Source organism: Photorhabdus noenieputensis, assembly GCF_018448935.1.
In the GTDB taxonomy this organism is placed as follows: Bacteria; Pseudomonadota; Gammaproteobacteria; order Enterobacterales; family Enterobacteriaceae; genus Photorhabdus; species Photorhabdus noenieputensis.
This window is the reverse complement of sequence record NZ_RCWC01000025.1, coordinates 26,006-49,927: the sequence shown is the minus strand read 5'-3', so window position 1 is coordinate 49,927 and position 23,922 is coordinate 26,006. Positions and strand designations below refer to the sequence as shown.

Here is a 23,922-nt window from a genome sequence, read left to right as displayed (position 1 = left end):
CTTGTTGTAATACCAATCTATACCCGTCATCTTTCAAGTTGCTTCTTTGCTGGCTGCACTCGCTCACCCCGGTCACATAGTTATCTATGCTCCCGGGGATTCGCTCCCTTGCCGCCGCGATGCATCTTGAAACCAATAGGGTATATAACAACTGCAATTACTCTTTCCTACCCAGAATAGCTTCCAAGTCGTGTTTCAAGCTAGACATCTGATTGGCATATTTTTCTTTCCGTTCAGCATCTTCAATTAACTGGATGATAGTTTCTGACAGCGTATTACCCCGTCGCTGAGCAAGCGCAGATAAGCGATGCCACACGGGAAAATCTAAGTCGATGGATTTCTTACGAGTATGCTGATGTTCCGCATTAAAATGCCGTTTACGTCGAGCACGGATAGTTTGTTTCATCCGGTTGGATAAATCAGGATTCATATGCTGCTCAATCCATTTCAATACCCTTACCGGTTCACTCTCAAGTTCAATGAGTTTATCAACTGCTGCATGAGCCGCACTGTTTTCAATATATTTAGTAATTAGCTCGCCTTCTTGATGTTTTTTCATCAGATAAGCCCACTTCCAGCCACATTCCAAATTTTCCAGTTGTTGATATTTCATCTTACTTTCTCAGTGACAGCGTAACTAAAAATAAGCATAACAACTATTTCAGTAAATTGCTTATAGCCAAACCGATTAATCTCTGCTTTTTGATCAAATTATGTTTTACATAAAGTGTCGACAATAGCAAACATTCAAGCATGTTGGTTTATATCTTAATCTTGTATAATCGACACTTTCCTACTTTACAATATACAGCGATCATTTTGACCACTAACAAACTAGACTGGCAGGCATTACTGCCGAATTGCGCTCCTTATGATGCGCTCTTTCATTCTGCTTCCCAACAGGTACCAGCCAGTATGGAAACCGTTCAATCACGGCTACATAGTGGTTTGCAGCTTTTTTGCCGGATGGATTCCCGCCAGCCTTTTATGCTACTGAAAGCTGAAGAATGTGATGCTTATTTATCAGCATTAGCTGAATCTATTGATCCATTGCTCACTAAAGAATTTCCCCAAATTGGTGGCAATTATCACATCCAGCAACAGAAAATTAGCTGGCAACCATCAACAGAAGGCCATTTCACACCTGAGTTACGCGTCGCCTATCGTGAATGGATAGAAGCAGAGCAATTATTTGGTTGCTTCCATTCTCACAATGGAGAAATTCACTTACAACCCGGTCTGATTCATCAGGTAAATGGCGGTGTACTTATTCTGCCATTACGTACCCTACTTTCTCAGCCATTAATGTGGGTTCGCCTGAAACAAATGATTATTCAGCAACGCTTTGAATGGTTGTCTCCAGATAGCAACAAACCGCTACCATTGCCTATCCCCTCGATGCCATTAAAGCTACGTCTGATTCTGGTTGGAGATCGTCTAAACCTTGAAGAGTTTCAGGCAACAGAACCTGAATTAGCAAAAAGCGCTCTGTATGGTGAATTTGATCTGGATATGCCATTTCATAATGAGCAGGATTTAAGCCTGTGGTGCAATTATATCAATGGGCTTATTCAACAATGGCAATTGCCTTCATTGAATCATAATGCCTGGCCTGAGTTTGTCCAGCAAGCAACTCGTTATGTAGAAGATCAATACCGCCTGCCTTTGGATATTCTTTGGTTACAACGGCAACTCACTACCGCGGCACTCTATCAGCAAGAAAATCAGATTACAGCTCAATCTATTAAACAAGCAGAGGAAAATCGCCACTGGCGTCACAACTATCTGCCAGAACGTGGTTTAGAGGAAATTCATCAAGGCCAGATTCTTATCCGCACCCAAGGCATGGTCATTGGCCAAATTAATGGATTATCTGTGCTGGAATACCCCGGCCATCCTGATTCAGTAGGAGAACCATCCCGTATCACTTGCGTGGCTCATATAGGAGATGGGGAATTTATTGATGTTGAACGCAAAGTCGAGTTAGGTGGCAATATCCATGCGAAAGGCATGATGATTATGCAAGCCTTTTTGATTTCCGAGCTAAAGTTGGATCAACCGCAGCCTTTCTCTGCATCTATTGCATTTGAACAGTCTTATAGTGAAGTTGACGGCGACAGCGCTTCTCTTGCTGAATTATGCGCGCTGATTAGTGCTCTTTCCCTGCAACCCATAGATCAACAACTGGCCGTCACAGGTGCAGTAGATCAATTTGGTTACGTTCAACCCATCGGTGGTATTAACGAAAAAATCGAAGGTTTCTTTGAAGTATGCTATCGCAGAGGACTCACTGGTCAACAGGGGGTTATCCTACCAGCAGCGAACGTCCGTCATTTATGTCTTAACCAAGTCATTGTAGATGCGGTAAAAGCGCAAAAATTCCATTTATGGTCAGTAAGACATGTTTCTGAAGCGCTGCCTTTATTAACAGGTATCCCTTATTATGATCAACAAGAAGCACACTTGTTAGCTATGATACAAGAACGTATAACACAGGCGAATAACCAAGAACGGCCTAAATTCCCGTGGTTTCTTCGCTGGTTGGGTTAATTCAGAATGTCTGATCGGAGTTGTTCAGCGTACAAGTGTACTCTATTATTTACCCTACATTAAATATAAGGCTATCTGATAATTATGGTTGATAAACGTAAATCCTACACAAAAGAAGATCTTATCGCATCTGGACGTAGTGAGTTGTTCGGAGAAAATGGGCCACCATTACCATCCGGTAATATGCTAATGATGGATCGCATCATTGAAATGACAGAAAACGGTGGTACCTACGATAAAGGTTACATAGAAGCCGAGCTGGATATTACCCCTGATTTATGGTTTTTCGACTGCCATTTTATTAATGACCCGGTAATGCCCGGCTGCCTTGGCCTCGATGCCATGTGGCAATTGGTTGGATTCTTCCTTGGCTGGTTAGGAGGTGAAGGAAAAGGCCGCGCCCTTGGCGTTGGCGAAGTTAAGTTCACCGGCCAAGTATTACCAACAGCGAAAAAAGTCACTTACCGTATCAACTTTAAACGCGTTATTAACCGTAAATTGATTATGGGACTGGCTGACGGTGAAGTGTTAGTAGATGGTAAAGTCATCTATACGGCAACGGATTTGAAAGTGGGCTTGTTCAAAGATACCAGCGCTTTCTAATCAATAATCAGTAACATATCGAAAAGGAAGGTGACTAGCTAATTGCTTTTCACCTTTTTCGCTAAAAGCATACCACCAAGCAAACAGTACGCTATTTGAAAAAAATATTTGCTTGAAAAATACTTGGTATTGTTTTTTGCTCTTCAAAGGCAATTCCGATTATATCTTAGAGTATGAAATTCAAAATCAAGCTCTAACCTACCTCGGCTAGGAATAGCACACAATCACATCTCGATAACCTGCAATATAAGTACTTGGTTTATTACTGGCTAATTAGTATGCAATTGACAAATTGTGCTATGATCAAATTGACCTGATATATCAAATAAGCTCAAAAAGCATATTAGTAACAGGCAAAACATCAATAAAATTTATTATTAGTAATTATTATTAACAAACACAACCAAGGGTAATTTATATGAACATCAGAAAAATACTGCTCATAATCGTAGCATTAACTATTACACCAACTGCCATAGCAATAAATAAGCTCGAAGGTACCATCGAAATGATAGAAGCATCTAACAGTAATGGAGATTGCTATGGAAAAATAGTCACTCCTACTCGCGCCCGAGGATTTAGGTGGGTATGTACTTATAGTGCCGGATCGATACTTTTATCATTGCTTCAAACAGCCTATTCAACTCATGAAAATGTAGCCATAGCAGTCGGGGAAGATGTGGAATATAGCCCTCTCTATAGGGTTCAAATACGTCATAAATGTTTATCAAACCCTGCTTACTGCGATTATCCCTCTCGTTAGTAGATAAATTACTGAATGGCCGCAATATCAGTCATATTGGAGGTTAAATAGGATGTATGAGCTGGCGGCCATGAATTCTATCTCATCAAATTTCGCAAACGGAATCCCAAAAAGAACAATACAAAGAAATAGGAAACCAGCACATTAATTGCTATACGTACCCTATTTACTACACTCAGTGCATCAGTATATCCGTCGTATGATGTTTTATTAAATAGGTTAAACAAATTTACCAACAGGATTCAATCTGACAGATATCTGTAATAAGCAATCAGTCACTGTCAGATTAAATTTGGGATATATACACGTCGATTAAGAAATGGTGGTTTTTTCTCACCTAACCTATACATCAGTTTGGCAGACTAAGCCATCATCGCCCTGTCTTCCATAGCCTGGCGCCATCCTCCTAACCAATGAGAACGGGCATCTAATGAATAATAGGGACAATGCTCCCTTGAGCGCCCCAAAATACCTGCATGGTACCCTCTCGATAACGCACGTGCTAAACGATCTCGTTTCTGTCTCTTCATGCTTTTATTTACCTCATAAGCTAGATCAGTAGAAAGAAAACAGTGGTCATCATTCATCCAACCACAATTTAGAAATACCCCTATAAATTTTGAAAATCAAGTCAAGAAATTCATATTAATGTAATATTTGTTATATTAGTACAGAGAAAATCAATAAGGTATTAATAATAAAGAGAAATTTTTATCATGCTGATAATGCCAATTTTCTCCGAGCGTAAAGGTCTTACACCCGGAGAATGGCTGAGGGTTACGATTGGGACATTAATTGATTAGCAATAGCTTGCGCCAACTGACTCCATCCTTTTGCCAACGTGCGAACTAAATCATCATAACCATCCTCTTCTTGTTTTAGTTCTATACTAAAGGGCTGTTTAACGACACTCGTCTCACTCTCTTGACAAGTTAATGTCCAGTAACCTTGCAAAATCACCTTACCATCATAACGACCATGAAAACTGGTTACTGTTACATCCAAAGTATCTGGTTTATTAACCAATGGTTGGGCCGACACTAAACGCTGCGGTAGCGCTATGGTCAATTCTGCTACCAACACTTGCTGTAACTGCTGTTCAAGTGGACTTGCCCATAAGTGATTCGCCGCACCGATATAACTAACATCACTACTTTGATATACCACACCGGAAGATGACAGATAATCGGACAACATGACTCGTTGTACCCATAATTGGTGATCATGCTGCACAATAGCACTCTTTTGTGATGCTATTGTGACTACCGGTAATTGATAATAAGTTTTTTCTGGCTGACGGCTACAAGCAGAAATAAAAATCACTAAAATTAATGCCAGTCTTCTCATCATTTTTTAGCCTTTTTCGGTTCTGGATCTTCAATTGGCTTAGCCTCAAAAACTAACGCATTGCTCTTATTATTCAGCGTTCTCAGCACAGGCCGCAGCTCACTCAACGCTTGATCTAATCGCTGCATATTATCCAACATCTTGTTATAAGCCGGTGATCCAGGCTGGAAGCCTTGCATACTGCGGCTAAACTCCTGCAATGTTTTCTGTATATCTTTTGGCAGATCTTTGGTTTCAGGATTTGCCAACACTTTATTCAATTCATCAAGAGTCTGCTGTGCTTTTCTGATTGCTTTCTGACTCTCTTCTAAAGTACGAATAGCCTGATTAAACATTGGCTCAACCGGCATATTATTAATTTTGTCTAACGCAGCAATAACTTTATGTTGAATTTGAGCAAGGCCACCACTGATTGTTGGCAATAGCGGATAGCCTGCAATTTCATTCGGGCCAGCCCACTCTTTTTCATTTGGATAAAAATCCAAATCAATAAACAGTGCCCCCGTTAGCAAATTACCTGACTTGAGAGAGGCTCGCAGACCACGTTTGGCTATGCTATTCAGCTCCTTCTCAACATCAAACCCCTCCCCCAACTCCTTCTCAAAGCGCTCCGGCTCAATGGAGATAAGTACTGGAATACGAAAATCGTTATCCAACCGCTGTCTCATTCCCTCGGAATAGAATGGTACTTTCGCCACAGTTCCCATACGGATACCACGAAACTCCACCGGCGCACCCGGCTGTAATCCTCGGACAGAATCAGAGAAGAGCAACAGATAATCTTTATGTTTGGTATATAAAGAATCTTGAATGCTTCTTTGGTTATCAAAAAGTTTGTAAGTGGCTTTTTCCTTAATTGACTCCCCCAATTCCCAACCCTTAGGCACATCAAAACTGACACCACCACCAAACAGCGTTGATAAAGAAGCCATTTCAACACGCACCCCTTGAGAAGACATATCAAAGGTAATACCACTCTCTTTCCAAAAACGGACATTGGTTGTCAGCAAGCCATCATAAGGTGCATTGATAAATAGCTGATATCTCATCAGATGCGATTTCGGTTCAAACTCGCTGGTTTCAACAGAGCCAACCCGATAACCACGAAACAATACTGGATCGCCCGGATTAAGCTGACCTGCTTTATCACTGATTAGGATGACACGGATACCTTTCGCATCAGGTGAAGCCAATGGTGGTGAGTCCAACAAATTAAATTTATCTTCTTCATCACCATTCGTTCCCGGTTGAAGTTCAATAAAAGCCCCGGACAGAAGAGTACCAAGGCCAGATATTCCATCACGACCAATTTGCGGTTTCACTACCCAAAAAGCACTATCACTACGTAATAGATTTTCCATGCCATCATTTAGCCGGGCCTTAATAATAACTCGACTGAGATTATCACTCAGCATGACCTTCTCAACCACGCCGACATCCACACTGCGGCTTTTAATTTTAGTTTTTCCGGCTTCAATACCCTCCGCGTTGGAGGTAATCAACGTCACTTCCGGCCCTTGGTGGTTGAAATGGTAAAACAATATCCAGGCACCAATCAGCACGGTGACAATCGGTACAATCCAGACTGGCGACCAACTTTTAATTTTATCGATTTTAGCCTGACTCTGGTCTTCAACTTTATCCGTCACCTTGACACTCCTTCATTGCCTTATAACGAATGTTTAACGTTGGTTCTATCCCAAATTAAACGCGGATCAAATGTCATTGCCGCAAACATGGTCAGGATCACAACTAAAGCAAAAATAACTGCCCCCATTGCGGGGTAGACACTCATAAATTTCCCCATACGTACCAGTGATGACAATATTGCAATAACAAATACATCAATCATTGACCAACGGCCAACAAATTCAACAACTTCATAAATAAAATGCATTCGGGCGGAATCTCGTTTACCGTGACCTTTGGCATCCCAACATAACCAACCAATTGCCAGCATTTTCAGTGATGGCACCATAATACTGGCAATAAAAATGACTAAAGCTACCGGATATGAACCTACACTCCATAGTAATATCACTCCCGCCATAATAGTAGAATCACTCTGATTACCTAACGATTCCGTCACCATCATTGGCATGATATTAGCAGGAATATAAAGCATTAAAGCCGTCACTATCAGTGCCATTGTCCATTGCAGACTGTTACGGCGTCGAGCATGTCCACGAGTATGACAACGTGAACATACTAACTGGTCTGCCGGTAAAATAGCCGTACAACACTGACATAATCGAACCCCCTGCACTAACCCTGATCTTCCTGCCTGTAACGGTATATTCACCTTAGGTGCGAGCGCTATCTGATTCCATAACCAGTGGCGATCCAAACATTGAAATGCTCTCACCTGGAGAAGGCAGAATAGGCAATATGGCAAAAAACTTAAACCTAACCCAATATCACCATAAGCCATTAATTTAACGAAGCTGACTAATACCCCTGCCAGAAAGATTTCAACCATACACCAGCTTTTCATCTGAAATAAAACCCTGGCCAACCAGACTTTTATCTTCTGGGAAATAACAACACCCTGGCATAAGAGAATAATCGCGACCATACAAAAGGCAGGTACCAGTTGAACACAGAGCAAAAAGAATGTTCCCACACTGACGTAATTTTCATCAAACATCACCTGAGGGATTTGAGATAAGGTAATTTCACTGCCAATGCCCGCCACGCTCATGCTAACAAACGGAAACAGGCAAGCCATTAATAGCATAAATAATGCACTGACTGCATAACCTGTTGGCTGATGCTTAGGTTCTTTCCACCATGTGACTAATGCCGTCTTACAACGGGGACAAACTGCCTTCGTTCCCTGAACCTCTTCTGGCAATGTCACCAGCAAATCACATTGAGGGCACAATACCATTTCATGATGATGGTTACTGGAACACAAGGTTTTTCTCCTGTAAGGAAATTGGGAATATCCACAGAATCATACTCAGAAAAATTCCGCAGTATGATTCTGATAATTATGTTAACTATTGGTTATTTTTCAATGTTTCCAATTCATGCCAGCGATCAAAAGCAGCTTCTAATGCCTGCTCTTTTTCCGACAGCTCAGTCAGTATTTTTTGGGTTACTACATGAGGCTGACTAAAAAATTCAGGATCACTCACTTGAGACTGTAACTGATCAAGCTCTTCTTCCAATTTCTCCAGCAATGATGGTAATTGCTCTAACTCTCGAAACAAATGGTGGCTCATTTTGTTACGAGAACTTTTTGGCGATTCTTTAACCTTTTCTACTTTGACTTCCGTTGGCAGTTTTTTCTCATTTTGTCGGCGCAACGATATCGTTTGTTCACGCTGTTGTTGAGCATCGTAATAACCGCCAACATAATTATTGATCACACCATTACCTTCAAAAATCCAACATTCGGTCACAGAGTTATCAACAAATTGACGATCATGACTAACCAGCAATACAGTACCTGTATAATTGTCTACCAACTCCTCCAGCAACTCTAATGTTTCCACATCCAGATCGTTGGTTGGCTCATCAAGTACCAATAAATTACTAGGTTTCAGAAACAGACGCGCCAGTAACAACCGATTCCTTTCACCACCGGAAAGCGCTTTAACCGGTGTCATTGCCCGTTTTGGATGAAACAGAAAGTCCTGCAAATAACCCAGAACATGACGAGGACGACCATTCACCATCACTTCCTGTTTACCTTCAGCCAGGTTATCCATTACGGTTCTTTCTGGATCAAGTGCTATCCGATGCTGATCAAAATAAGCAACTTCTAGTTTAGTACCACAATGAACACGGCCGCCATTAGATTGCAGCTCACCTAGCATCAGTTTCAGTAAAGTTGTTTTGCCACAACCATTTGGCCCCACCAGTGCAATTTTATCTCCACGCTGAATTTGCGCACTGAAATTATTGACCAGTTTCCTTTCACCAATTTGATAGTTAACATTTTCCAGCTCAAAGACAATTTTGCCGGAACGACTCGCTTCTTCCATCTGTATTTTAGCGGTTCCCATTACTTCACGGCGTTGTGAACGCTCAATACGTAATGTTTTCAACGCTCTGACGCGCCCTTCATTACGAGTACGACGCGCTTTAATCCCCTGACGGATCCACACTTCTTCCTGAGCCAACTTACGATCAAATTCAGCATTTTGCATCTCTTCCACACGCAATGCTTCTTCTTTGCTTTCAAGAAACTTATCGTAATTACCCGGCCACGACACTAACTTGCCGCGATCTAAATCGACAATACGGGTTGCCATATTGCGAATAAATGAACGGTCATGGGAAATGAAAACCAGACTACCCTGAAAATCTTTCAGGAAATTTTCCAGCCATTCAATCGTATCAATATCCAGGTGGTTAGTTGGTTCATCAAGCAGCAAGACTTTTGGTGAACTGACCAACGCCCTTCCCAATGCCGCCTTACGCAACCAACCACCGGAAAGAGAAGAGAGCTTTGCCTCCGCAGGTAAAGAGAGCTGTTTCAATACGTCATTAATCCGGCTGTCCAGTGACCATAGTCCGCGGATATCCAGCACCTCCTGCAATTCTGCCAAGCGGTTGAGGTTTTTCTGATTCGGTTCTTGCTCCACCAGACGGGAAACCTGATGAAAAGATTTAATATATTCGGCCTGCTCCTGAACACCTTCAGCAACAAAATCAAAGACCGTCCCTTCCACATCGCGAGGAGGGTCCTGTTGTAAACGAGAAACAATCAGATCCTGCTCGTAAATAACTTGACCATCATCCAACGGCTGCTCTTTTGCCAATACCCGTAACAAAGTCGATTTTCCAGCACCGTTACGACCAACCAGACAAACTCTTTCATTTTCTTCTATATGCAATTCTGCATTATCAAGTAATGGCGCATCACTGAACGACAACCACGCACCAGATAAATTGATCAACGACATAGTAATTATTTTTCCTCACCAGCATGGCGCAATAGCCAGCAGTTGTGAATCTGACGGTTACGGGCAAAATCCTGCGACTGGGTTTTACTGGTGATCTCTTTTGCCACCAAGCCAACTTTTTCCAGCTCAACAAAATCCATTTTAAAACCTCGTTTATTATTGGAGAACATCAGCGTTCCCCCACGACGCAACAAGCGTTTAAGCTGCTTCAGCAAGATGATATGGTCGCGTTGTACATCAAATGCATCTTCCATTCGTTTAGAATTGGAGAAAGTTGGCGGATCAATAAAAATCAAATCAAACTGTTCATTGGCCCGAGCCAACCAAGCGAGACAATCTGCCTGAATCAACCGATGCTGACGCCCTGTTAATCCATTAGCCTGTAAATTCCGCTCAGCCCATTCGAGATAAGTGCGAGACATATCAACCGTCGTTGTTGAACGCGCACCGCCTAACCCAGCATGTACTGTCGCAGATCCGGTATAAGCAAACAGGTTCAGAAAATCTTTTCCTTCACTCATTTCACCTAGCATTTTCCGGGCAATTCGATGATCAAGGAACAAGCCGGTGTCCAAATAATCAGTTAAATTAACCCAAAATTTTGCGTCATACTCATTTACCAGAAAGAATTCCCGTTTTTCTGCCATTCTTTCATACTGGCTTTTACCTTTCTGACGCTGACGAGTCTTAAGTACTAATTGATTTGATGAGAGCCCAAGAACTTGCATCGTTGCACTGATAACATCGAATAAACGCTGACGCGCCTTATTAGCATCAACACTTTTCGGCGGAGCATATTCCTGAATCACCACTTTATCCGCATAACGGTCAACAGCCACATTGTATTCTGGCAAATCAGCATCATACAGACGATAACAATTAATCCCTTGTTGTTTTGCCCAGTGTGTTAATTTCTTTTCATTTTTGCGCAGGCGATTGGCATAATCTTCCGCCACATTCATCTCTGATGAGTGTGGTTTATCTGACAACTGATAATTTTTCTGTACGCAATCCAGTGGACCATTTTTAGCTTTAAACTCACGTTCAGCCCGTAATTGCAAGCAGCTCAGCAACTCGGGTGACGCACTGAATAGAGACAGACGCCAGCCAGGGAAACGGCTTTTCATGATCCGCCCAAATAAACTGTGTAGTGCAACCAATGCAGGTTCACTTTCCAAGCGCTCACCATAAGGTGGATTACTTAACACTGTTCCAACAGTGCCTTCTGGTAACGGATTTTCCAGACGACTAGCATCACCTTGTTGGAAAGTTATCAACTGTGCAACCCCTGCTCTACGAGCATTTGACCGAGCCATATCCAGCACTCTGCGATCAATATCAGAACCAACAAAACGGGAAGCTGTCTCCTGAAGACCTTTACGAAAGCGGATCTGCGCTTCTGTGGTCACCTCACGCCAAATTTCTTCATCATGTTGCAACCAAGCAATAAAGCCCCAGTGGTTACGATGCAGCCCAGGAGCACGATCAGCCGCCATCATTGCAGCTTCAATCAATAATGTGCCGGAACCACACATAGGATCGACCATCGGAGTACCAATCTGCCAGCCTGAACGTAGAATAATCGCAGCAGCCAGATTTTCTTTCAGTGGAGCTTGACCAGCAAGATCGCGATAACCTCGGATATGCAAACCATCACCACTCAAATCCAATGCAACACTGGCTTTCTCTTTATTCAAAAAAACATTAATGCGAATATCCGGCTGTTGCTTTGCCACATTGGGGCGTTGATCCAACTTACGAATAAAGCTATCGACAATGGCGTCTTTAACCTTGAGTGCGCCATATTGAGTATTCCGTATCTCTTCATTTGTACCACTGAAATGCACAGAGAAAGTACTGTCTACAGAAAAAATCTGGCTCCAATCAATAGACTGAACGCCAAGATAGAGATCTAAATCGCTATAAACATTAAATTCGTTTAGCGGTAGCAAAATACGTGATGCCAGCCTGCTCCACATCAGACTTTTATACATCACCTTGCCATCACCTTGAAAATGAACTCCGCCTTGCACAATTTTGCATGATTGCGCTCCCAGCATTTCCAGTTCGTTCTTCAATAATTCTTCTAATCCACGCGCCGTGCTGGCAAACAGAGAGTTCATGTTACATATCACCAAAAAGAAAATTGTTACGCATTATAGCTAATCCAAGTGACATGTCATAAAGTTGCGCATGTAAAAAATGTTTCATGGAGATTAACGGATGATCACTCTGTCTCGCCTGTATACCCACCCGGTAAAGTCTATGCGTGGTTTGCAACTTTCCCATGCATTAGTCAGTGAAAGCGGCCTTATATTTGATCGCAATTTTATGGTCACAACGACAGACGGGACTTTTATTACCGCCCGTAAATATCCTCAGATGTTGTTATTTACTCCGGCTATGTTAAATAACGGTATTTATCTGCGTGCGCCCAACGGAGAAAATGCCACCGTACTTTACAGTGATTTCCTACCTGAACAGCAGCCTACGGAAGTATGGGGCAACCATTTTACGGCCCTAATCGCACCAGAAACAATTAATCAATGGTTAAGTGGTTTCTTTGATATTCCAGTGCAATTGCGCTGGTTAAGCCATGAATTAAGCCGCAAGGTAAAAAAACACCCTGAAATTCCATTATCATTTGCTGATGGTTATCCATTTCTACTCATTAATGAAGCCTCATTTCATTTATTACAACAACGTTGCCCGGCCAGTATCAAATTAGAGCAATTTCGTCCAAATATTGTTATTACCGGAGCGAACGCATTTGCAGAAGACAGTTGGCAATCAATTCAGATTGGCGATGTTATTTTTGATTTACCCAAACCCTGTAGCCGCTGTATTCTGACAACCGTCAGCATTGATAAAGGCATTAAAAATCCCAACGGAGAGCCATTAGCGACATTGCAATCATTCCGTACAGCAGAAAATGGTGATGTCGATTTTGGTCAGAATCTAATTGCCCGTTCAAGTGGTATTATTAGAATCGGAGATAATGTCACTATATTAGCTAAAAAAGATCCGCTTAAATATGGCAGTAGCGAAAAAGTCGAAGATATTGATTTACCAAAAATAAATGATCAGTCTGTTACTATTGAATATAACGGAAAAATCTTTACAGGTAATAATCAACAAATCATTTTAGAACAATTGGAACAACAAGGAATTAGAGTACCCTATTCATGTCGGGCAGGAATATGTGGATGCTGTAAGCTTTCTTTAATTAAGGGCGAAGTTTCTCCTTTAAAAGCCACGGCGATTAAAAACGACGGCCATATTTTAGCTTGCTGTTGTATTCCAAAAAGCAACCTTATTCTTAATAATAGCGAAGAATAGATCTTTAAATTAGAATCAAACTAACGTGCCATAAATTGGCACGTTAAACGCCAATTCCTCTATCTTTCCCATTGTGGCGCTAACACTGCTTAAAAGGGGAGAAAATCAATAAATTTTATAAATCAATCACAACGGTGATTGTTATAACGAATTTATTATTACAATAATGAATTAATTATTACCATAATGAATTTATAACTACTGTCATAAAATGATTACACTCTAACAGGAGCTTAAGTCACTCAGAAAAAACACCAAAGGAGTAAGTCATGGCACGTATTGTCATTGCAGCGGTCGCAACCCCTGGACATGTCTATCCAATGTTAAAGGTCGCTCAATCACTAATAGCACAAGGACATCAGGTAACCGTATTTACCGGTGCGTTATTTCGCCAACAGGTAGAAACTTTAAGCGCGCAATTTGTCCCTTTTGATGAACAGATAGACTTTGACTATCGTCATTTAGAACAGCATTTCCCCGACCGTGCTCAACTTCCTCCGGGAAATGTACAAATGGCACTGGCATTCAAAAATTTCTTCTCAGCTCCAATCCCAGTTCTTGACCGCCAATTACGGCAGATTATCCGTGAACAACAAGCAGATCTGCTTATAGCCGAGAACTGCTTTTATGGCATATTACCCTTGCTACAAGAAGAAAAAACCCATCGTCTTCCAGTGATAGTCATTGGCATAACACCTTTGGCTTACTCTTCGAAAGATTCAATTTTCTGGGGGCCACGTATCCCACCCGCTGTATTACCACCAGAATTGACACATGAACAACTCGTAGATGAAACCAACCAGCAACTCATAGCCGAAGTGCAGGATAGCTTCAATGACGCATTAGTTCAGTCGGGAAGCTCTGCGTTAACCAGACCTTTCAACGATGAAGTAATTCACAGTGCTGATCGCTTTTTGCAACTATCAACTCTGGCATTTGAATACCCACGAGAAGGGTTGCCTGATACAGTCCATTTTATTGGCCCCCTCCCCAATCCTGCACCGACAACAACATCACCTCAATTATGGGAAGAAGATGATCCACGTCCATTGGTTATAGTTACTCAAGGTACTATCTCCAATACCGATTTAAATCAGTTGATTCTCCCCACACTACGTGCACTGGCTACATTACCGATACGTATATTGGCAACCACCGGTGGCAGATCGGTAGAAACACTGAGTAAAGATCTACCCGAAAAAGTGCGCATTGAAGAATTTATTTCATTTGAGCACTGGCTACCAAAAGCTTCATTGCTAATATCCAACGGAGGTTATGGAACCATCAATTATGCTCTCAGCCACGGGACACCGTTACTCATTGCAGATGCAGGAGAAGGCAAACAGGAAGCAGCTTTTCGTGTTGTATGGGCTGGATGCGGTACTAATTTGGATACAGCACATCCCACTGAATCTCAACTTAAGCAAACAGTGGAAAATATGCTGAGTACGGACTTGTTTAAACAACGTGCGCAAATTGTCCAAAAAGATTACGCAAAACATGATGCATTAGCAGCAATATCCCGTCACGTAGAACAGTTAATTCTTGAATAAAGCCGCAGTAACTCAACCCTAAATACCTTCGTCTTTCCTCTCCGTTTTAGTGCTAACACAGACTAAAAAGGGGAGGAAATCGGCATATTTCATAACTTCATAAAAAAATAAACCATAGTGATTATTGTCATAATAAATTATTATTACTACAATGAATTTGTAACAGTAGTCATGAAATGATCACATCTCTGAATCAGGAGCTAGCTAGCGTAATTAAATCAAAACAGTACAAAGGAGTAAGTTATGGCACGTATTGTCATTGCAGCGGTCGCAACACCCGGACATGTCTATCCGATGTTAAAGGTAACTCAATCACTGATAGCACAGGGACATCAGGTAACTGTATTCACCGGCGCATTATTTCGCCAACAGGTAGAAGATTTAAACGCAACATTTATCCCCTTTGATGAGCAGATAGACTTTGATTACCGCCACTTAAAACAACGTTTTCCTGACCGAGCGCACCTTCCTCCGGGAAATCTGCAAATGGCGCTAGCGTTTAAAGATTTCTTCTGTACCCCAATCCCATTCCTCGATCGCCAACTACAGCAAATCATCCATGAACAGCAAGCAGAACTACTTATAGCCGAGAACTGCTTCTATGGCATATTGCCACTGCTGCAAAAAGAAAAAGCTCATCGCCTTCCAGTGATCATAATTGGTATAACGCCTCTGGCTTACTCTTCGAAAGATTCAATTTTCTGGGGGCCACGTATTCCCCCCGCACTACTACCATCAGAGTTGACACATGAACAACTCGTAGATGAGGAAACACGGCAACTAATAACCGAAGTTCAGGATAGCTTCAATGACGCATTAGCTCAGGCGGGATGCGCCATGTTAACCAGATTTTTCAATGATGAAGTCATTGTGGGTTCTGATCGCTTTTTGCAACTTTCAACCCTGGCATTTGAGTACCCACGAGAAGAATTGCCTGATACAGTCCATTTTATTGGCCCTCTCCCCAACCCCGCCCCGATAACAGAATCACCTCAATTATGGGAAGAAGATGATCCACGCCCATTGGTTATAGTCACTCAGGGCACCATGTCTAATACCGATCTAAACCAGTTAATTTTTCCCACATTGCGTGCACTAGCTACATTACCTGTGCGTGTATTAGCAACCACCGGTGGTAGTTCAATAGAAATATCGCCAGAGAACATACCTGACAACGCACGTATCGAAGAATTTATCTCATTTGAACACTGGCTACCAAAATCTTCATTGCTAATATCCAACGGGGGCTACGGAACCATTAATTATGCCCTCAACCACGGTACACCAGTACTCATTGCCGATACGGGAGAAGGTAAGCAGGAAACTGCGTTTCGCGTCGTATGGGCTGGATGCGGTATTAATTTGGATACAGCACAACCGACGGAATCTCAGCTTAAGCAAACAGTGGAAAATATGCTGCGTACAAATTTGTTTAAACAACGGGCACAAATCGTCCAAGATGATTACGCCAGTCACGACGCGTTGGCAGCAATATCCCATCACGCAGAACAATTAATCTTCGAAAATCGTGCTAATTAACTTCATTATCTCTCCTCCCCATCTCGAAACTAGTGCTATTCAGAGGGGAGGGAATTATTAAAGTACTTCTTATCTATTCTTCACACCAACTTCAAACGAGTAAGCTATAGCTATTACTATAACAGATAAGTTTCTGTGATAATAACCAACAGGAAACAGGAAACAGGAAACAGGAAACAGGAAACAGGAAACAGGAAACAGGAAACAGGAAACAGGAAAAGAATAACTTACTCATAATCAGATGAGAAGATGTGAATGCGGTAAAATTTCCTCAGATGATAAGAGAACAATTTACTCAATTAAAAACAGTGATTATCTTCTGGCTTGTCGTTCTATTTTCAAAAAATGGTTTTACTTTTTGGAAATCACGGAACAATGGGATCTTAAACCTAAATCAAACCGCAGTGCCATAAATTGGCATACAAACCGGTTCCACAAATGGCATCAATCGATCATTCATAATCTTAATTGGATCGCAAAAATTCATTACCCGATCGGATAACGTTAATTGTGGTTGCGCTAACAGACAAAGGCTCGCGCTATCCCCGGCTTCGACGACCAAGAATACAGCATCTGTCCCGCAATCCTGGAGCCGTACCTGAATTAGCTCGCCTTGTACCGGCTTTTCTATCATGGCAAAACGGGAAAAATACCAGCTTCTTGGCATCTGCGGCTTAATAAAGCGGAAAGCCACTAACGCATTAAGAATTAATTCAGCCCTGGATTCATCTGGAATATTAATTTGGCGTGTCTGTTCTTCAAAACAATAATAAAGCGTCGCATCTTCTACAGAAAATGAAGTTTCTCCCATTGCATAGGGTGTCAGCATCTTCGCAGGAAAACAGGAACGAAAAACCATACCATTAGACAGGTCGAGCATTACACGGTCATGGTCAGTATCAAAATACCAGCGCCATTGGTCATCGGGTTTAATGTTCATGAGTTATCCTTTTATGCCAGAAAAACTTACATCGCCAAACAGATTGTAAATAACTTGCCCGCTATTCAGTGAAATAAGCCCTGCCATAATTAAAAGACACGTGAAGATACAGATAAAATTTAGATGTTCAGAGCAAATATAGATGAGTTGGGGGCAAAAATAAACCCCCAATGATAAATTAACAGCAAGATTTAGATATGATTGACGATATCTTTGATTAATTTTGGACCATGATAGATAAATCCAGAGAAAATCTGTATCAAAGAAGCCCCCGCCGCTATTTTTTCTCTGGCAGAGACAAGTGAATCTATTCCACCAACACCGATAATGGGAATTTTACCACTTAATTCCTGAGAGAGTTGACGAATAATCTCTGTACTACGTAACTGAACCGGCCGACCACTTAACCCACCAGCTTGTTGGCAATAGTTAAGTCCTTCAACTAATTTCTTGTCTAACGTTGTATTAGTGGCAATAGCACCATCGATATTATGACGAATTAAACTATCTGCAATTTGAATCAACTCTTCTTGAGAAAGATCTGGCGCAATTTTTACCGCAACAGGGACATATTTCTGGTATTTTTGTTGAAGTTCACTCTGTTTATTTTTAATCGCCGATAATAGATCATCCAGCGCTTCGCCGTATTGCAGTGTTCTTAAGCCGGGTGTGTTAGGTGAAGAGATATTAATTGTGATATAACCAGCATGAGGATAAATTTTATCCATGCAGATTAAATAATCATCTTTTCCATGCTCTACTGGCGTATCTTTATTTTTGCCAATATTGATCCCAATAACTCCGCCATATTTTGCCTTTTTGACATTCTCTACCAGGTTATCAACACCAAGATTATTGAAGCCCATACGGTTAATTAACCCTTCTGCTTCAACGATACGGAATAGTCTCGGCTTATCATTTCCTACCTGAGCACGTGGGGTTACGGTACCAATTTCAATAAAACCAAATCCCATTGCACCAAATGCATCAATACAATCGCCATCTTTATCAAGGCCCGCAGCCAGACCGAGGGGATTTTTAAATGACAGGCCCATACAAGTAACAGGCTTTGTCGCAACTGATTGGCGGATCAGAAACTCAAAAGGAGTACCGGTAATACGCTTGAGCTGGCGGAAGGTTAATTCGTGTGCCCGTTCCGGATCAAGCTGGAACAACGCTTTCCTGACTAGTGGGTAGCTCATAATTCTAAACCCATTAATTAATTTATGAACATTAAACTACAAAGATAAAACTACACATGACACATTCAGATACCATTTGGAGGTTTTTGAGATAAGAAACGCTCATGTTTAATCCCCCAAAATATTTCGGCAGGTAGGGTAACCGAATAACATGGGCTGAATCTACAGAAATATGCTAATTAGGCGCAAATCTCTCCCAGATGATGCGCGTGAAACAAGAATACACTGGTGACTACAATCGTTGACATTTTTGCCCAAGATACTTTGCTTCTCTCGAACAACTCCAAGGGGTGCAAACCAATGGATGCTCTTTAATATCTTGAGCAATTTCCATACTATAGGTATCAAGCATCAACCAATAAAAATGTATTTCAATGCCGCAATGACAACAGCAATACCAACTGCTAATGTCAGTTTCTTAATCCAATCTAAATCTGTTTTTATAGTACCAATATCCGTTTTAATGCTCTCAGTAGCAACTGTTAGATCTGCTTTGGTGACAACACTTATGTTTTGCAGTTCTGTAATAACTTCAACGATTTTTTCAGACTGCTCATCGTTAAAACCAGACGCTTTGAGTGCCTTAACTGCTGTATGTGTATCCATTGTAAGTAAAGCCATTCTTTTATCCTCTAAAGTTACTGGTTAACCGCCCTTTATTTAACGATAATACCATAGAGACATAAAAATTAACCACATATCAGTTTTACCATAAGATACTGACCACTGCGTTTTACCTCCAACCCAATGCCTGCAAGCAGAAATTTATTATCCAGAAGATAAATTGGAAAAAATATCGGGCTAAATAACTATTAGCCCGATAAATAAATAGCTATCAGCTTTCTAATGCCTTGGTAATTTTTTCAAACAGATCACCAGACAGATTTTCCAATCCTTTTAACTGCTCCAACGCACTACGCATCATGTTTTGACGTTTTTCATCATAACGTTTCAGGCGAATCAGCGGTTCAATCAAACGGGAAGCAACCTGCGGGTTACGGCTGTTAAGATCAGTCAAAATCTCCACCAAGAATTGATAACCACTGCCATTTTCAGCATGGAATGCAACCGGATTGTTAACAAATGCCCCAATCAGAGCACGCACCCGGTTTGGGTTACTGATACTAAATGAACGATGATTCAGAAGATTGCGCACATTAGCCAGAACATCTGCCGACGAGCTACTTGCCTGTAAGCTAAACCATTTATCCATCACCAATCCATCCTGATGCCATCGCCCATCAAATTCCGCCATGAGTTGATCACAGCAAGGCAACTCCGCAAACACCGCGCCAGATAATGCCGCCAACGCATCAGTCATATTGTCAGATTGATGATATTGATTTGATACCACTTTATCAGCCTGCTCTTGATGACCAAAGGCCAGATAATATAGACAGATATTACGCAGAGCGCGTTTAGCAATATCCTGATGAGCGACGCGATATGCACCGATATTGATAGCGTTATAAACCACCGCAAACTCATCAGCCATTTCCTGAGCCAAAGTACGGGTGATTGCATCCAGAACTTCATGAATCGCTTTAGGATCGATAATCGTAAACAGCTCCGCCATCTCGCTTTCTGATGGCAAAGTCAGAATATGAGCCGCCAGAGCCGGATCAATATCTTTATCCAATAACACCGCACGGAAAGCATCCACCACATGCATTGGCAGTTCGATCGGCTGCTTCTGCTGATAACGGATAACATTCAACTTGATATAGTTTGCCATTAGCGACTGAGCCGCATCCCAACGTGAAAACGCATTACGAGCATGTTTCATCAAGAATGCCAATTGCTGATCACTGAATTTGTAATCCAGTTTCACAGGCGCTGAGAATTCCCGTAATAAAGAGGGAACCGGCAGCGATGGCACATCATCAAATACAAACGTCTGCTCTGCATTAATCACATTCAATACATGGTGAACCGGTTGACCATCATAACGTAGCGGAATCACATGACCTTGACTGTCATAAAGCTCAATATCCAGAGGAATATGCAGGGGCTGTTTCTCTTTTTGATCAGCGGTAGGCGGCGTCATTTGACGGACATGCAACTTATATTGCTGCTTTTCTGCATCATATTCGTCACGAACGGTCAGTACCGGTGTACCAGACTGGCTATACCAACGACGGAAAAGTGACAAATCCACATTTGACGCATCCTCCATTGCCTGAACAAAATCATCACATGTTGCAGCACTGCCATCATGGCGATGAATATAAAGCTGCATCCCTGCCTGAAATTGCTCTTCACCTAGCAAGGTATGAATCATACGAATAACTTCCGCTCCCTTCTCATACACAGTCAAGGTATAGAAATTATTCATCTCAATCACTTTATCCGGGCGAATTGGATGGGCCATTGGGCTGGCATCTTCCGCAAACTGTGCCGAACGCATAACACGCACATTATTAATACGATTTACAGAACGAGAGCCAAGATCAGAGCTAAATTCTTGATCACGGAATACCGTCAGCCCCTCTTTTAAGCTCAATTGGAACCAATCGCGGCAAGTAATGCGATTCCCGGTCCAGTTATGGAAATATTCGTGACCGATCACAGCTTCTATATTAAGGTAATCTCTATCAGTCGCAGTTTCAGACTTTGCCAGCACATATTTGGAGTTAAAGACATTCAGCCCTTTATTCTCCATAGCACCCATATTGAAGAAATCCACTGCAACAATCATATAAATATCGAGGTCATACTCAAGGCCAAAACGGGTTTCATCCCACTTCATAGAATTTTTCAGGGAAGTCATCGCCCAATCAGCCCGATCGAGATTGCCACGATCAACAAACAGCTCCAATGCAACTTCACGGCCACTACGCGTCGTAAAACTATCGCGCAATACATCAAAATCACCCGCAACCAGAGCAAATAGATAACATGGTTTTGGGAATGGATCTTGCCATTTCACCCAATGACGCCCATCGTTGGTTTCTCCCTGCTCAACCCGATTACCGTTTGAAAGCAGATACGGATACTTGGCTTTATCGGCTGTGATACGAGTGGTAAAACGAGCCAATACATCAGGGCGATCGAGATAGTAAGTAATGTGGCGGAACCCTTCTGCTTCACATTGGGTACAAAGTGCATCACCAGAAACATACAGACCTTCCAGCGCCGTATTTTTCGATGGATGGATCTCATTGACAATTTTCAAAGTGAACTGAGCCGGCAACTGCTCAATGACTAGCGTCCCCTCCTGTTCACGGTAATGCGCCCACGGTTGACCATTCACATGAAGACTTTTCAGTGTCAAGTCTTCACCATCCAACACTAATGGCGTTATTTCGTGACTCTGACGTTTTATTTGGCTGATTGCTGTGATTTCCGTGTTATCGGCATCAAGATTAAAATCGAGTTCAATATCAGAAATCGTATAGTCGGGAGCGCGATAATCCCGGCGGTACTTAGCTTGTCGCTGTTGTGTCATAAGAAACCTTTTTGTTTCATGCCTGATGGAATTAATTCAATACTAAGCCTTACGCTGCCATAGAAAGAGGTTGAATTTCAAGAGTGAATAACGCACCTTCTGATGTTAAACATTCATTAAGAACGAGTATGATGTTGTGTAAGGAATATGTTTATTCTTTGGTGCTTGTCATCACCTAATGATCAAATAACATGATAACATTTGACCAAAGGCCCTGTTTAGCTTCGATATTTTGGTGAACTATATGATGTTATGTGACTTCAATAACAAAATAATCTCGGTATACTCTTCCCACTTTATCGATTTAGCTAATACGAATACGCTCCGTGAGGATGCATAACGCGCTATGACACTAGACGCTACCCCAATTATAAAATCACTGCTTGATACTGACGCTTATAAACTTCATATGCAACAAGCAGTGTATCACCGCTACAGCCACATGCCTGTTGTTGCAGAGTTTCGCTGCCGCGGCGATGAATTGCTAGGTGAATATGCCACAGAATTACGTTATCAAGTTAATACGATGGCTAATCTGGCATTAACCGATGCTGAATTTAATTACCTTTCCAGTCTGCCTTTTTTCAAGGCTGATTATCTGGATTGGTTAAAAACTTTTCGTTTTAACCCACAACAAGTCAATATTTCTGTTACACAGGGTGGCCAATTAGCTATCCGTATTTCAGGATTATGGCATGAAGTCATTATGTGGGAAGTTCCACTACTGGCGCTAATTAGTGAATTAGTTCATCGCTATCGCTCACCAGATAATGCCGTGGAAAATGCAGTTAATCAGCTACGCAAGTTAATCAAACTGTTCTATCAAAATGCTGAAAATGAAGGGATCGACCTCTCCAGTTTTAAACTGATGGATTTCGGTACACGTCGGCGTTTCTCACACTGTGTTCAACACGCTATCGTCAGTGAGCTGCAACAGCATTTCCCTTACCTGATTGGCACTAGCAATTATCAACTTGCACAACAGCTTGGACTCCCTCCGGTTGGTACACAGGCGCATGAGTGGTTTCAAGCTCATCAGCAAATCAGCCCGGATCTGGCTAACAGCCAACGAGAAGCATTACAAAGTTGGCTGAAAGAATATCCTAACCAGTTAGGTATTGCCTTGACCGACTGTATTACAATGGACGCTTTCCTGCGGGACTTTGATGCCCAGTTTGCCAAAAGTTACCAAGGCTTACGCCATGATTCGGGCGATCCCGTTCAATGGGGCGAGAAAGCGATCGCCCACTATCAAAAACTGGGTATCGACCCAATGACAAAAACGCTGGTGTTCTCTGACAGCTTAGATTTCCAAAAAGCACTAGCGCTCTATCGTCATTTCCACAACAGAATAAACCTGATTTTCGGTATCGGTACGCAGCTCACCTGTAATATTCCAGGGGTTAATCCACTGAACATCGTCATCAAACTTGTTGAATGTAATGGCAAACCAGTCGCAAAGCTTTCAGACAGCCCTGGCAAAACCATTTGTGAAGATAACGAATTTGTTAACAAGCTACGTGCAGCTTTTGATATACCTCAGGTTAAACAAGCTTGTTAATCCAAATTTCATGCCAAAATACCACTGTGCTGCTGGCAGATAACGCAGCAGCACATCTGAAAAGCGCCCTTCCCCTCTATTTCACCATTTAAATTGATGATTTCCTCTTGTTTCCTGAAACAGGGCAAGTAACATAGAACAAGTTGCCCCTGGTGGGGATA

At 41.9% G+C, this 23,922-nt stretch carries 17 protein-coding genes; 6 read left to right on the top strand and 11 right to left on the bottom strand.

Going from position 1 to position 23,922, the window contains the following annotated elements:
* Window positions 1-157: 157 nt before the first annotated feature.
* Entirely contained in the window at window positions 158-613 is a 456-nt protein-coding gene (matP, locus tag EAE91_RS15815; RefSeq protein ID WP_214089339.1) for a macrodomain Ter protein MatP, read from the bottom strand.
* Window positions 614-819: 206 nt separating this feature from the next.
* Between matP and EAE91_RS15810 the strand changes: the two genes are divergently transcribed.
* Complete coding sequence (locus tag EAE91_RS15810) at window positions 820-2,550, top strand: AAA family ATPase (RefSeq protein ID WP_214089338.1); 1,731 nt, start codon at window positions 820-822, stop codon at window positions 2,548-2,550.
* Between the two features lie 84 nt (window positions 2,551-2,634).
* A complete protein-coding gene (fabA, locus tag EAE91_RS15805; RefSeq protein WP_046396455.1) occupies window positions 2,635-3,153 on the top strand; it encodes a bifunctional 3-hydroxydecanoyl-ACP dehydratase/trans-2-decenoyl-ACP isomerase in 519 nt (172 codons plus the stop codon).
* Window positions 3,154-4,278: 1,125 nt separating this feature from the next.
* Here fabA and rmf read toward each other — a convergent pair.
* The 6 genes from rmf to rlmKL form a co-directional block, all read right to left on the bottom strand.
* Window positions 4,279-4,446, bottom strand: coding sequence for a ribosome modulation factor (gene rmf, locus EAE91_RS15800; RefSeq protein ID WP_071647033.1), 168 nt, complete (start codon window positions 4,444-4,446; stop codon window positions 4,279-4,281).
* Window positions 4,447-4,693: 247 nt separating this feature from the next.
* Window positions 4,694-5,266, bottom strand: coding sequence for a membrane integrity-associated transporter subunit PqiC (pqiC, locus tag EAE91_RS15795; RefSeq protein WP_214089337.1), 573 nt, complete (start codon window positions 5,264-5,266; stop codon window positions 4,694-4,696).
* Window positions 5,263-6,912, bottom strand: a complete 1,650-nt coding sequence (gene pqiB / locus EAE91_RS15790) for an intermembrane transport protein PqiB (protein WP_214089336.1) — start codon at window positions 6,910-6,912, stop codon at window positions 5,263-5,265. The genes pqiC and pqiB overlap by 4 nt, the downstream gene beginning before the upstream one ends.
* Before the next feature lie 20 nt (window positions 6,913-6,932).
* Entirely contained in the window at window positions 6,933-8,180 is a 1,248-nt protein-coding gene (gene pqiA / locus EAE91_RS15785) for a membrane integrity-associated transporter subunit PqiA (protein ID WP_214089335.1), read from the bottom strand.
* Between the two features lie 85 nt (window positions 8,181-8,265).
* Window positions 8,266-10,179: an ABC transporter ATP-binding protein gene (locus EAE91_RS15780; protein WP_214089334.1), complete on the bottom strand. Its 1,914-nt coding sequence runs from the start codon at window positions 10,177-10,179 to the stop codon at window positions 8,266-8,268.
* A gap of 5 nt (window positions 10,180-10,184) precedes the next feature.
* Complete coding sequence (rlmKL, locus tag EAE91_RS15775; RefSeq protein ID WP_214089333.1) at window positions 10,185-12,302, bottom strand: bifunctional 23S rRNA (guanine(2069)-N(7))-methyltransferase RlmK/23S rRNA (guanine(2445)-N(2))-methyltransferase RlmL; 2,118 nt, start codon at window positions 12,300-12,302, stop codon at window positions 10,185-10,187.
* Window positions 12,303-12,402: 100 nt separating this feature from the next.
* Between rlmKL and EAE91_RS15770 the strand changes: the two genes are divergently transcribed.
* The 3 genes from EAE91_RS15770 (at window position 12,403) to EAE91_RS15760 (ending at window position 16,610) form a co-directional block, all read left to right on the top strand.
* Window positions 12,403-13,518, top strand: a complete 1,116-nt coding sequence (locus EAE91_RS15770) for a YcbX family protein (RefSeq protein WP_214089332.1) — start codon at window positions 12,403-12,405, stop codon at window positions 13,516-13,518.
* Window positions 13,519-13,787: 269 nt separating this feature from the next.
* Window positions 13,788-15,071: a glycosyltransferase gene (locus EAE91_RS15765; protein ID WP_214089331.1), complete on the top strand. Its 1,284-nt coding sequence runs from the start codon at window positions 13,788-13,790 to the stop codon at window positions 15,069-15,071.
* Between the two features lie 243 nt (window positions 15,072-15,314).
* A complete protein-coding gene (locus EAE91_RS15760) occupies window positions 15,315-16,610 on the top strand; it encodes a glycosyltransferase (RefSeq protein ID WP_214089330.1) in 1,296 nt (431 codons plus the stop codon).
* Window positions 16,611-17,004: 394 nt separating this feature from the next.
* On the opposite strand, the gene EAE91_RS15755 is transcribed toward EAE91_RS15760, so the two are convergent.
* The 4 genes from EAE91_RS15755 to pepN all read right to left on the bottom strand — a co-directional run bounded on the left by EAE91_RS15755 (window position 17,005) and on the right by pepN (window position 22,200).
* A complete protein-coding gene (locus EAE91_RS15755) occupies window positions 17,005-17,550 on the bottom strand; it encodes a cell division protein ZapC (RefSeq protein WP_214089329.1) in 546 nt (181 codons plus the stop codon).
* Between the two features lie 191 nt (window positions 17,551-17,741).
* A complete protein-coding gene (gene pyrD, locus EAE91_RS15750; RefSeq protein ID WP_214089328.1) occupies window positions 17,742-18,752 on the bottom strand; it encodes a quinone-dependent dihydroorotate dehydrogenase in 1,011 nt (336 codons plus the stop codon).
* 351 nt (window positions 18,753-19,103) lie between these two features.
* On the bottom strand, window positions 19,104-19,373 hold the full coding sequence (locus EAE91_RS15745; protein ID WP_046396460.1) for a CCDC90 family protein: 270 nt from the start codon (window positions 19,371-19,373) through the stop codon (window positions 19,104-19,106).
* Between the two features lie 214 nt (window positions 19,374-19,587).
* The gene (gene pepN, locus EAE91_RS15740; RefSeq protein WP_214089327.1) at window positions 19,588-22,200 is read right to left on the bottom strand and encodes an aminopeptidase N; all 2,613 of its coding nucleotides are present in this window, start codon (window positions 22,198-22,200) and stop codon (window positions 19,588-19,590) included.
* A gap of 346 nt (window positions 22,201-22,546) precedes the next feature.
* Between pepN and pncB the strand changes: the two genes are divergently transcribed.
* Window positions 22,547-23,761, top strand: coding sequence for a nicotinate phosphoribosyltransferase (gene pncB / locus EAE91_RS15735; protein WP_214089326.1), 1,215 nt, complete (start codon window positions 22,547-22,549; stop codon window positions 23,759-23,761).
* Window positions 23,762-23,922 lie beyond the last annotated feature (161 nt).